The organism is Paenibacillus sp. VT-400, assembly GCF_001029205.1.
Taxonomy (GTDB): Bacteria; Bacillota; Bacilli; order Paenibacillales; family Paenibacillaceae; genus Paenibacillus; species Paenibacillus amylolyticus.
Map to the genome: position 1 here is coordinate 103,838 of NZ_LELF01000062.1, position 11,944 is coordinate 115,781.

Sequence of the window (11,944 nt, forward strand, 5' to 3'; positions counted from 1 at the left end):
ATATTTTCAAGTTAGTATGACCTGGATGAATTCGGATTATCACAAAAAAAGGAGCCGCGATTATTCGCAACTCCTTGCCTGCTTTTATAGATGGACTTTTGTCCGAATTTACTTTTGTCTTTGTCGAACAGGGGCTGGCTTGGATACGGTGGATCTTGCTGTCCATGCTTTGCGATAACGATAGAGCACGGCTACGATGAGCAATAGGCCGATTCCTCCCACGATATATGCTGCATATTGATGAGCCAGATGGAATACGGCGTTCCACTGAGGGCCAAATATTTTGCCAATGCCCAGAAACAGTACAACCCAGAACAGTGCGCCTGAGTAGGCGTAGAGAGCGAATTTGCGAAAGGGAACAGCGGCTATGCCCGCAAAATATCCGGTGAAATGCCTTACACCTGGAATGAAATAACCGATGAAGATTAAGGCATTACCATACTTGGCGAACCACTTTTGCGTTTTATCGAGCTTGTCCTGCTTCAGCAGAAACCATTTTCCGTATCGTGATATAAAGGGCAGTCCTGCTTTGGCTCCAATAAAATAAGTGATTGTCATGCCAATCGTTGTTCCCAGAAAAGCCAGTATGGTGAGGATTCCGAAGTCGAGATGCCCCTTGTAGGAGAGAAACCCTGCGTAAGCCATCGTTGTTTCACCAGGAAAGGGAAGTGCGATGAATTCAAGCAACAAGCCAAAAAACAATACGCTGTATCCGTAGGACCCAAACAGATGTTGGATCTTCTCAAGCAATTCCAATAGATTTCACTCTCCTGAATACGGGGTGGGAGCATGAATACTCTCCAAGGTGTTTTAATGTGTTCTGCCTGTTCATTATGCTACCTAATCTGAAGCGAAGAATCAATCAGGCTACATAGCAAATTGTGAAAAAATATTAAACAAAATCACGTCTTTTTTCAATGTAGCCTCCATATAATTCTAACAAATCTGCTGAAGTCTATCAGCAAATTACTAGAGACGGTGGAGGTCGATTCGTAAATGGTACAGAGACCGGAATTGAGAATCAAGGAAAATGGGGGAAACTCTGCAACAACCATACATATGTTTTTAGCTGGACAGTGGTCTGTCATTCTCATGCGTATTGCGATATTGTTATGTGCATTTGCTGTATATGCAGGCACGGCTTATGCATCTTCTGCTTCCGGCTCAGGTGATCCAATCCCGGAAGATAAGAATACTCAAGACAAGGTAGTTTATCTGAGTTTTGACGATGGACCGGGTAATCATACCCGTGAAGTATTGGATATTTTGCGCAAGGAGAAGGTTTTGGCTACATTTTTTGTGCTGGGTGAGCAGGCAGAGCGGTATCCGGAGTTAATCCGTGGGCTTGTGGAGGATGGACATGCTTTGGGCAATCATACGTTTAATCATCAATACGAACAGCTGTACAGTGATTTTAAAGTGTTCTGGAAACAGATCAAGCAGACAGAGGAAGTACTGGAGCGTATAACCGGTTTCCGTCCGAATCTGGTGCGAGCACCAGGCGGTACCTATGGACATTTTGACCAGAGTTATTTTGATTTGCTCGAACTGGGTGGATACACCGTCATGGACTGGAACGTCGATAGTGGGGATTCCAAACGTAAAGGTGTTCCGGCCAAAGAGATCCTCAGCAATTCGACCAAAGTACCTGCGGGAGCACGTTCGGTCATTGTCCTGATGCATGACGGTGGTGCACATGCTGAAACGGTAAAAGCACTTCCGGGTATTATCAAATATTATCGTGATCATGGATATCGTTTTGACACCATAAAGAGTACGGATCAACCAGTTCAATTCCGTGTACATCCAGATGGTAAGTATAAGGCCCGCAAGGCGCCGGGAAAGGCCTGGATCGCAGAACATGTAGAAGCGAACGCGACGTTATGGCTTGCAAGCAAGAAATTGAAGGTTGAGGTGGGATTGGCTGCAGCTACCTTGCAACCGGGCGAGTTCCGCATGGAGGGGCAGCGAATCATGGTGCCATTGCGTACTTTCATGAAAAAATTCGGGGGCAGCACTCGCTGGGACTCTGAAACAAGGACGGCCATAGCAGTATGGAAGGAAAGAACGATTCATGCAGACAGTGTGAGCGGAACACTGACAACAACAGGGGCAATTGAAACGGACGCAGTACAGAGTCAGGGTGGAACCATCTGGGTTCCATTACGTGAGTTACTGGAGCAGATGGGGTTGAGGGTGAATTCCTTAACCAGTAATGAAGCAGAGTGGACGGTGAAGGCGGGCACTTCCAGATCCATTTCGGCAATGAATAACATATTTAAGTATAAAATGATCTGAAGAAAGTCATTCTTGCAGGACTATTCTCTCTACTTCCGGGCAACACTGAATCATAGATTACTATGGTTCAGGAATGCTGATGAACGGAAGGAGATCAGAGAAATGTCTTATATCCGAATGGAACATGAACATGCTGTTGAATTGTTAAACAGGGTCATGAAGCGTGTTGAGAGTGTGATTATTGGCAAAAAAACAGAGATTCGTTATGTCCTTACCGCAATGCTCAGTGGAGGTCATGTACTTCTGGAAGATGTGCCGGGTACCGGGAAAACGATGCTGGTTCGTGCCGTTGCTTCTGCACTGGACTGCTCCATGGGCCGGATTCAATTCACGTCCGATGTCATGCCGGCAGATGTTACGGGCACTTCAATCTATCATCCACATACAGCTGAATTCAAGTTTCGGCCCGGACCCGTCATGTCCAACGTTGTCCTGGCTGATGAAATAAATCGCGCTTCACCACGCACTCAGTCTGCCCTGCTGGAGGCAATGGAGGAACGACGTATTACGGTTGATGGCACAACCTATGCCTTGCCACGCCCGTTCTTTCTGCTGGCGACACAGAACCCGTTACAGTTCGAAGGTACGTACCGTCTGCCTGAAGCGCAGCTGGATCGATTTATCATGAGAATTGGACTGGGGTATCCCGATCCGGCACAGGAATTGGAATTGTTAACCCGCATGCAAGGTAGAGAAGCGCTTGATGAACTTCGCCCTGTTCTCCTTGCTGAAGAGGTCGTAGCCATGCAGCGTGAAGTCAAACAGGTACATGTTGATCCGGTCGTTAAACAGTATCTGGTGGCTGTTGCTGTAGCCTCTCGCAGCCTTCCGGCGGTCAGACTGGGCATCAGTCCGCGTGGAACACTGGCCTGGATGGCTGCGGCGCAGTCATTTGCCTATCTTCAAGGGCGCAGTTATGTCATTCCGGATGATGTGAAAGAGGTAGCTGTGCCTGTCCTTTCCCACCGTATTCAATTGAAGGCCCAGAACAGAGCGGAGGTTTGGGGGCAAGTACAGGTCATTGAAGAAGCATTGTCAACGGTCCCGGTACCTGTACAGATGGCATCACAGGGAAGGGGACGGAGGCAATGACTGCGCTGGGACAACGGATTGTGAGTGCTGTCTTGGTGGTGGCTTTTGCTTCCTTGTATCAGTGGCATGGGGGCAAAGCGGCGTTGTTTCTATCCGTTATAGCTTTCTTGATGTTCACAGGAGGTCTGCTTCTCCATTGGTTCGGACCACGGCATATTCACATCCGTCGGAAAATACACACGAACCGGATTGAGGCAGGCGAGCAGGTACGGGTTCTGGTCGAACTGGAATTCAATTGCCGTATTCCATTGTTATGGATCGTTCTGTGTGAGAACACACCTGCAGGTGTTCATCGCAAATTGATTTTCCCGGGAACACGGCGACAATTTTCCTATCAATATGAATGTTCCGGGTTACGCAGAGGAGTCTACAGATGGGATACGGGCAGATTGTACTGGGGTGATATGTTTGGCTGGAATACCCTCTCCGCAGAGACCTCGGGAGGTACCCCTTTGATTGTTGTTCCTCAAGCAACAGCTTGGGGGAAGGGTGATTCGGTAGAATTCGCAGCGATGATCGAAGGGACTCTGTCGGAGCGACGAAATAGCCAGGGAAACCGTAGTCCTGAGTTCCGTGAATATCAGCAGGGTGACCCACTGGGACGAGTTCATTGGAAAAGTACAGCCAAAACGGGAAAACTTCAGACCTTTCTGCCTGATACCACGGATCTGGCTTCGCTCGGCATCCTTGTGTATGAAGGCGCGTCGGGTTATGACGTAAAACAACGGGAGAACATGGATGCACCTGCCTTTGAACGAGTGGTTCGTGCAGCTGCCCGCTGGATTCATACCGCTGAACGGGATGACATTCCTTATCATCTGTGGATGGAAGGCGGCGATAAGAACTATGATGCACAAGATCAATGGCAACATGGGCCGTTCCATGCAGATGATGAGAATCATGGACTGGACAAGTTAGCGGGGGCACAAATATCCAAAGCACAATCAGGCTCTGTTTCGCTTCGAACGGAGATGCTGGATGGACTGGCGAGCGGGTCGCGAATTGTGGTTCTCACAGGCAAGATGGATCAGGTTCTGGCCGAATGGATCATAACTGCAATCGGGTCGGGTTATCGTGTAGAGGTGCAATTGACTGAAGCAAACCAGAACCAAAACCAATTAGGATCAACGGATAGATTGATGAATGGATTGGGATATGACAGCTTAAGCTTGGAGCGGCTTCGTCACAGCGGGGTGCCGATCCATGCGGTTACAGACGTTGCGTTATCTTCATTGGGAAAGGTGGAGGTAACGGATGTGGGAGCGTAATGGTAACCAGCAACCCGATTCCACTATGGCCGACTTAGAGTCAACGGCCCGTACGAGAATGGAATTGGCCTATTCTGTACATCAAACTGTGAACCAGAATTCTGTGACGGACATAAAGGATGAGGGAGATGTTAGCGTACCTGTCCTGTACAAAATTGTTATTTCGGTCATTTTACTTATACTGTCTCTGGAGTGGATATATCCTGTTACATCATCAGATCAGCAGGGCAGTGAACGGTTCTTGTCCGTAATGGCGGGATTAACGGGAGCGTTATTGCTCGCGGGGTTAATTCGTACAGGATGGATCACCGGAGTACTGATCCGATTATTCATAGCACTTGCTGCTTTATGTCTGATGTACGGAGGAAGTGATCCTGTTCGTTGGGCGGCCGCTTATCCGGGAATATTTTCAGCGGATATGGACACTTTTATAAATAACTGGCGATTTCACTCGATTAGTACAGAAACGAGAGGGTTGTTCATGATGTGCGGCTGGAGCATGCTCATGGCTTCTGTGCAATCCCTCGTATTGTTACGTCGAAGCGTTATGCTGTTTGGCAGTGCAACGCTGCTTTATTTGCTTTTGCTTGAATCCTTTGCGGGGCTGGATGTGTATGCTTCTTTAATACGGTCTGTCCTATGGATTTTTCTTATTCAGGCTCTGCTCCAGCTATTACGTCTCAATGGAGGAGTCACGACTCCGAGTTATCGCGGCAGCCCCTACGGCCGTTGGAGTGCAGTAACTATCGCTGTTTCCGCAGGTATGGTGTTTCTCTCGGCGTTACCTGGCCAGTTTGCTTCCATTCCTCAACCGGAACGCATATCTCTGGAGCAGATGGGTGAACGCATAGCTCGCTGGGCAGGTTATACACAGCACAGTAGTATCCCTGCTGCAACGGCAGTCACGGGATATAGCACAGCGGACGCGCCTATGGGGGCACCGTTGGTGCAGGGGAACTCCATCTTTTTTATAGCAAAGAGTCCAAAAGTGACGTATTGGCGAGGGGAGACCCGTTCATATTATAACGGTAGTACTTGGAGTGATCCGGGTCAAAGCTTCGAAACGGCCAGTCCATCCGGAATGCTGCGTGCTGATGGTTGGGAGAATCCAACCTATTGGAGTCGCATTCGCCAAACCGTCACGATGCAGCGAGAGTGGAAAGGACCAAATCCTCTCTTTACCGGGGGGATACCGGTTAGCGTATCGTTCCAGGATAAAAACAAGGATAATCAGGAAAACATGTTTTCTTTGCTGTCTAATCGCGATTCGGCAACATTGTGGCTCGCGAGCTCAGGGGACGATAAGATAGTTGAAAATTATTCGGCAGATGTCATGGTTCCTGTCGCAACACCTGAACAGTTACGTCTACTTGAGGAAACGAATAAAGGGAAAGATCCGGCAGCCATCCGGAGGGATTATCTGCAATTGCCTACATCACTACCTGGTCGAGTGCAGACGCTTGCCAAGGAAATCATTCAAGGCAGTGAGACCCGGTATGACGCTGTGCAGGCCGTCAAGACTTATCTGGCTGCTCATGCCGAGTATACGTTGGATACCCGTATGCCACCGCGAGGAACAGATTTTGTGGATGATTTTCTATTCGTCACCCGGCAGGGGTATTGCAATCATTTCTCCACAGCCATGATTGTGTTGCTGCGTGCAGAGGGCATCCCAGCACGCTGGGTTAAAGGTTTTGGCCCCGGAGTTGCTGACCCGGATGTGCCCAGTCAGTATGTGATTTCACAGGGAGATGCACATTCCTGGGTAGAGGTATATTTTCCGGGTGCAGGCTGGATGCCGTTTGAGGCCACGCCAGGCTTCACCATGGCGCAAGGCGCGGGCGAAAGTGTCGCAGCGCTCGCCGGGCCGCAGCCTGTTGCGGAGAATCCGCCGTATATGAGCGGCGGATTGGGTTACGCGGGCGCGTGGCTGCTCGCCCGCGCACGGGCCATTGCCGCGGAGCCATGGCTCGCGGCAGCCCTTGTGGCAGCGGCCCTGATGGGCGCCGCTGCTCTGGTCCGCATGCGGCGGCTACGCCCCGCGCTGCGGTTAGGGCTGCTGCTGGCGTGGCCACGCAGCAGCTTTCCAGACCGCGAGCGGCTGCTGCGCGCCGCCGCTCCGGTCTGGGCCGCGCTCGCGCGCCGGTACGGCCCGCGGCCGCCGGGTATGACGCTGCGTGAATATGCAGCGTCACCGGCTTTGGCCGCAGGCGCGGACGGCGCGGACATCGCGCGGTTTGCAGCCGACTGGGAACGGCTGCTGTACGGGCCAGACCGTCCGCTGCGCGCGGACAGTCTGAACTTCCTGCGCCGGGCACTTCGTTTGGCCCGGCGGTTGCAGGCGTTGTAACACAAGGATGTTACAACGTTACACCAAAGAATCGAAGCATCTGCCATACAATCGCTATCGCTTTCCAATAAAGCTTGGCCACTTGTGGGCAGATGAAGATCACCATTGGCTGGCGCACTGTTTTTAAACGCAGCATTTGGTTTACGCTGCATGCCATACATAAGACGCCTTTCGCGCTGCGCTGCGAACGAGGCGTCTTTCCACGATCATACACTTGAACCAGCATCTTGCTGCCAAGCTTTTCTATTCGAAATTTCATATTTAGAGGCATTTGGTAATCCTGTTTTGATATGTCGAAAAAAGGAGTTTCGCCTTTCCTTGACGGTATGTTTTGTCGTTGCGTATAATTAGTTTCATTGAATTGAGGGAGGCACGGTTATGAATAAGCAGAATGAGATTGTGGTTGTCCTTGACTTTGGGGGCCAATACAACCAGTTAATCGCCAGAAGAATCCGGGATCTTGGCGTATACAGCGAGCTTTTGCCGTATAACACACCGGCGGAAAAGATCGCAGAAATGGCACCAAAAGGAATCGTATTTTCAGGTGGGCCGTCCAGCGTATATGCTGAGAATGCTCCACACGTTGACCCAGGTGTCTATGACCTTGGCTTGCCAATCTTCGGTATCTGCTACGGAATGCAACTTATGGCCCAACAGCTCGAAGGTAAAGTAGAACGTTCCGAGAAGCGAGAGTACGGTAAAGCAGACCTTGAGTTTGCTGCTGGATCTACACTGGCAAAAGGTATTGAGGGCGAACATACCGTATGGATGAGTCACGGTGACCACGTGGTTACACTTCCTCCAGGTTTCAAATTGGATGCAGGTACGGAAAGTGCGCCAATCGCTGCCATGAGTGACGATGAGCGTAAATTGTATGCTGTTCAGTTCCACCCTGAGGTACGTCACTCTGTTCGTGGTAACGACATGATTCGTAACTTCCTGTTCGAAATCTGTGGTTGCGAAGGCAACTGGACGATGGAGACATTCATCGATGACACCATCAGAGACATTCGTGAAAAAGTGGGCGACAGTAAAGTACTGTGTGCACTGAGCGGCGGTGTAGATTCTTCCGTTGTAGCTGCATTGCTTCACAAAGCCATTGGTGATCAACTGACATGTATGTTTATCGACCACGGTCTGTTGCGTAAAGGTGAAGCAGAAAGTGTAATGGAGACGTTTGTCGGCAAATTCGACATGAAAGTTGTCAAAATTGATGCACAAGAGCGCTTCATGTCCAAACTGGCTGGCGTGGATGATCCAGAACAAAAACGTAAAATCATCGGTAACGAGTTTATTTACGTATTTGACGAAGAGTCCAAGCAGTTTGATGACTTTGCATTCCTGGCACAAGGTACACTGTACACGGACATCGTAGAAAGTGGTACAGCGACTGCACAGACCATCAAATCCCACCACAACGTGGGCGGTCTGCCTGAAGACATGAACTTCAAACTGATCGAGCCACTGAGCACGTTGTTCAAGGATGAAGTACGTAAAGTCGGTACCGAGTGTGGCCTGCCGGACGAAATTGTACACCGTCAGCCGTTCCCTGGTCCGGGTCTTGCGATCCGTGTTCTAGGTGAGGTTACTGAAGAGAAACTTAAAATTGTTCGTGATTCCGACTACATCCTGCGTGAGGAAATTGCCAAAGCCGGTCTCGACCGCGAAATCTGGCAGTACTTCACAGCCCTGCCGAACATGAAGAGTGTTGGTGTTATGGGTGATGCGCGTACGTATTCCTACACTGTAGGTATTCGTGCTGTAACATCCATCGACGGTATGACTGCGGACTGGGCACGTATCCCTTGGGATGTGCTGGAGAAAATCTCCGTACGGATCGTTAACGAAGTTGATAACGTAAACCGTATCGTCTATGACGTAACTTCCAAACCACCTGCAACAATTGAGTGGGAATAGGGTATAGACTCTTAACGATAGATTATAAAAAATGCTCTTTTATCTGCGGTATTTCGCAAATAAAAGGGCGTTTTTTTATTAAGAAGAATATTGTGATCAAATTTTTGTAGGGCTACTTTTTTTACAAGTAATAAACTTTCAAAATTAATCCCATTTTAAAGTTGACTTCATGATCCTTTCAGGTCGGGCCTGTACAATAAGTACATACTAAGAGCTATATGGCTACTGAAAGGAGAATTGAATGTATGCGTAAAACCGACTATATGAGCAAATGGAAGATGGGCATTGGAAGTGCGTTTCTGATGGTGATGCTGGCAGGATGCGGTTCAGGTATGCAAGATCTGGCTTCCGGTTCGGGGGACTTTCCATTTGTGAATTTAGAGGCAGCGGATGCTTCTTCCGATCAGTCCAGTAACCAGGAGTTATCCTCTGACTCAACAACAAACACAAATCAGGAACAACAAGAGATACAGGATGCTCCGCAGACAGAGATATAATTAACATAGGACTGATCCGGTAAAAAAGAGCTCCGGAACATGTCGTAAATTGCTCCATATACCTAATGAGTATAAGTCTTTGGAATATGAGATATCGTTATTCCTAGATCATCATTCACCTGATTGCTAAAACGCATCAGAAACATAAGCTAGCCTAATTAGAGCGCTTCTCGCCCTCTAATCAGGCTAGCTTTTTATGTTATCCTGCGGAACTTTCAGTCTGAAAGAATGGACATATCCCATTGAGATTACACCGAAAAAAGCGTATTCAATTGGGTTGTAAATCGCTGAACTGGTTCAATCTGTTAAATAATACGAACGATATTCTAAAAGCGTGATATTAATATTCGTTTTTCTCATTGACAAAAACATACTGCCCTCCTAAAATAGTGATGGGAAACAAACAAATAGCGCATACTTATTCGTATAATCCTGGGGATTGGCCCGGGAGTCTCTACGAGATCACCCTAATGATCTGGCTACGAAGAGGAGAAGGCTAAGCACATGAATTCTACATGATTGCGGGGACATCACGCACATTAGAATTTTTTTTGTTCTTAGTAAAGGCATCATGCCACTCCTTGTCAGCTGAACCCTGGGTGAAGAATCTTCATCAGGGTCATTTGTCGTTTTTCAATATGGCTTCAACATCTCTAAGGGGGAGTTAGTAATTATGGATCGTTTCTTTAAATTAAAAGAAAACGGAACAAACGTTAGAACGGAGATTGTTGCGGGTCTCACTACGTTTATGACAATGGCTTACATTCTTTTTGTAAATACGTTGTTCTTGGGACAAGCCGGTGCGGGGATGTCGGATAATGCAGTATTCTTTGCGACAGCCGTCGGCGCCGGATTAATGACTATTATTATGGGATTGTTCGTGAATATTCCGATCGCACTTGCACCAGGTATGGGGCTGAATGCGTACTTCATGACTGTCGTTCTAAGTTCGAATGGAGCGATTACTTGGCAAGCAGCTCTCGGAGCGGTATTCCTTTCCGGTATCGTGTTCATTATTTTGACTGTGACGAAGATTCGTCAAATGCTGCTTGTTGCAGTTCCGCAGTCAATCAAAATGGCCATTACGGTTGGTATCGGTCTCTTTATTACCATTATTGGTTTCAAACTTGCTAATCTCGTGGCTGTAACAGTTAATGTTGCACCAGACGCAGATCTGAGTCAGCCGATTCCGGGTAGCAGTTTTAACTTGTCATTGGGCAACTTTGTAACACATCACGATGCGTTGCTGGCCCTGATTGGTTTGCTCCTTATTGCTATTCTGATGGTTATGCGCGTCAAAGGCGCTCTGCTGATCGGGATCGTAGCAACAACGCTGATTGGTATTCCGATGGGAGTTACGAATCTGAGTGGTCTTTCAGGCGCAAGCTGGTTGCCTAATTTCAGTGATCTGGCGGTTGGACAGCTGGATTTGAAAGGTGCAATCAGTCTCGGATTGTTCGAGATCATCTTCATCTTTACCTTCGTTGAATTGTTCGACACGTTTGGTACGATGGTAGGTACTGCAACACGTATGGGGATTATGAAGGATAAGAAAAAAGGCGAGAAAACGATCGGTAAAGCGATGCTCGTCGATGCAGTTGGTGTCAGCGCAGGTGCTGCACTAGGTACAAGTACCATTACGGCATACGTTGAAAGTGCTTCAGGTGTTGAGGCAGGTGGACGTACAGGACTGACTTCGGTAACGACAGGTTTATTGTTCATTTTGGCCCTGTTTATCGCACCGCTTGCGCTGGTTGTTCCATCCGCTGCGACGGCTCCGGCATTGATCATCGTGGGTGTGCTTATGATGAGTCAAGTGCGCAGCATTGAGTGGGATGATTTCCTGCAAGCTTTCCCTGCATTCCTTACCATTGTATTGATGCCTTTCACAGGTGGAATCGCAAACGGGATCTCCGCAGGTATCGTATCTTATGTGATTCTGGCGGTGTTCAGTAACTTGGTTACAGAGCGTAAAGTGAAAATTCATTGGCTTATGTGGATCTTGGCGCTCATTGTAGTTTGCCGATACGTATTTATTGGCGGGGAGTAAGCGTACATTAGGTTTAATGAAGAATACGGAGATAAGTTTGATACCTTATATATGAAAGAAGCGGAAGCCACGGGATTTAAACCCGGAGCTTTCGCTTTTTTTGTATTCTTTTCTTGGGCAAAATGAATTTCAAAAATGTTTTCCTTCTATATAGAAGGAATGAGTATAATGATTTATGATTTGTTGGTTGTTTATCCAATGAAATCATCGGTTAATAAGTTCTATAACGTGATGAGTATGTACTGTATACAACATGAGTTTCTATATAAGTTGGATTAAGGATCATATATAAAAACTTATTGCGTTTGTAAGTTAATTACTCTGATCATTAAAGTTAGTGCGCAGATGTATCAATTAGCCGGCTATAAGGAGATACTTGTTAAAAGGTCTACAGGGTACTCATTTCATAAGAATTTAATGTTTATCGAAAAAAGACTTGCGTTCCATAACTGTACATGGTATATTCTATTTC

Annotated in this window: 9 protein-coding genes and 1 riboswitch; of the genes, 7 read left to right on the plus strand and 2 right to left on the minus strand. The window is 47.8% G+C overall.

What is annotated here, in order from left to right; translation table 11 throughout:
• Positions 1–108: 108 nt before the first annotated feature.
• Positions 109–756 (minus strand): DedA family protein, encoded by a 648-nt coding sequence (locus tag EL84_RS08950; RefSeq protein ID WP_047841435.1) that lies wholly within the window; start codon positions 754–756, stop codon positions 109–111.
• 240 nt (positions 757–996) lie between these two features.
• On the opposite strand from EL84_RS08950, the gene EL84_RS08955 reads away from it, so the two are divergent.
• The 4 genes from EL84_RS08955 (at position 997) to EL84_RS08970 (ending at position 7,008) form a co-directional block, all read left to right on the plus strand.
• Complete coding sequence (locus EL84_RS08955) at positions 997–2,298, plus strand: polysaccharide deacetylase (RefSeq protein ID WP_047841436.1); 1,302 nt, start codon at positions 997–999, stop codon at positions 2,296–2,298.
• A gap of 102 nt (positions 2,299–2,400) precedes the next feature.
• Positions 2,401–3,390, plus strand: coding sequence for an AAA family ATPase (locus EL84_RS08960; protein WP_047841437.1), 990 nt, complete (start codon positions 2,401–2,403; stop codon positions 3,388–3,390).
• Positions 3,387–4,658, plus strand: a complete 1,272-nt coding sequence (locus EL84_RS08965) for a DUF58 domain-containing protein (protein WP_047841438.1) — start codon at positions 3,387–3,389, stop codon at positions 4,656–4,658. The genes EL84_RS08960 and EL84_RS08965 overlap by 4 nt, the downstream gene beginning before the upstream one ends.
• On the plus strand, positions 4,645–7,008 hold the full coding sequence (locus tag EL84_RS08970) for a transglutaminase-like domain-containing protein (protein WP_047841439.1): 2,364 nt from the start codon (positions 4,645–4,647) through the stop codon (positions 7,006–7,008). Before EL84_RS08965 ends, EL84_RS08970 begins: the two co-directional genes overlap by 14 nt.
• Positions 7,009–7,018: 10 nt before the next feature.
• On the opposite strand, the gene EL84_RS31980 is transcribed toward EL84_RS08970, so the two are convergent.
• Complete coding sequence (locus EL84_RS31980) at positions 7,019–7,165, minus strand: hypothetical protein (RefSeq protein ID WP_161799413.1); 147 nt, start codon at positions 7,163–7,165, stop codon at positions 7,019–7,021.
• A 221-nt stretch (positions 7,166–7,386) separates the two neighbouring features.
• On the opposite strand from EL84_RS31980, the gene guaA reads away from it, so the two are divergent.
• The 3 genes from guaA to EL84_RS08990 all read left to right on the plus strand — a co-directional run bounded on the left by guaA (position 7,387) and on the right by EL84_RS08990 (position 11,472).
• Positions 7,387–8,925 carry a glutamine-hydrolyzing GMP synthase gene (guaA, locus tag EL84_RS08980; RefSeq protein WP_047841441.1) on the plus strand — a complete coding sequence of 513 codons (1,539 nt, stop codon included), beginning with the start codon at positions 7,387–7,389 and terminating at the stop codon, positions 8,923–8,925.
• A gap of 245 nt (positions 8,926–9,170) precedes the next feature.
• Complete coding sequence (locus EL84_RS08985) at positions 9,171–9,422, plus strand: hypothetical protein (RefSeq protein WP_047841442.1); 252 nt, start codon at positions 9,171–9,173, stop codon at positions 9,420–9,422.
• Positions 9,423–9,824: 402 nt separating this feature from the next.
• Positions 9,825–9,924: riboswitch (purine riboswitch) on the plus strand.
• 171 nt (positions 9,925–10,095) lie between these two features.
• Entirely contained in the window at positions 10,096–11,472 is a 1,377-nt protein-coding gene (locus EL84_RS08990; protein ID WP_047841443.1) for an NCS2 family permease, read from the plus strand.
• Positions 11,473–11,944: the final 472 nt, after the last annotated feature.

What these genes read in the sequence shown, in the direction of transcription:
- EL84_RS08955 (WP_047841436.1), top strand. Translation starts at nt 997, where the DNA reads ATGGTACAGAGACCGGAATTGAGAATCAAGGAAAATGGGGGAAACTCT.
- EL84_RS08960 (WP_047841437.1), top strand. Translation starts at nt 2,401, where the DNA reads ATGTCTTATATCCGAATGGAACATGAACATGCTGTTGAATTGTTAAAC.
- EL84_RS08965 (WP_047841438.1), top strand. Translation starts at nt 3,387, where the DNA reads ATGACTGCGCTGGGACAACGGATTGTGAGTGCTGTCTTGGTGGTGGCT.
- EL84_RS08970 (WP_047841439.1), top strand. Translation starts at nt 4,645, where the DNA reads ATGTGGGAGCGTAATGGTAACCAGCAACCCGATTCCACTATGGCCGAC.
- EL84_RS31980 (WP_161799413.1), bottom strand. Translation starts at nt 7,165, where the DNA reads ATGGCATGCAGCGTAAACCAAATGCTGCGTTTAAAAACAGTGCGCCAG.
- guaA (WP_047841441.1), top strand. Translation starts at nt 7,387, where the DNA reads ATGAATAAGCAGAATGAGATTGTGGTTGTCCTTGACTTTGGGGGCCAA.
- EL84_RS08985 (WP_047841442.1), top strand. Translation starts at nt 9,171, where the DNA reads ATGCGTAAAACCGACTATATGAGCAAATGGAAGATGGGCATTGGAAGT.
- EL84_RS08990 (WP_047841443.1), top strand. Translation starts at nt 10,096, where the DNA reads ATGGATCGTTTCTTTAAATTAAAAGAAAACGGAACAAACGTTAGAACG.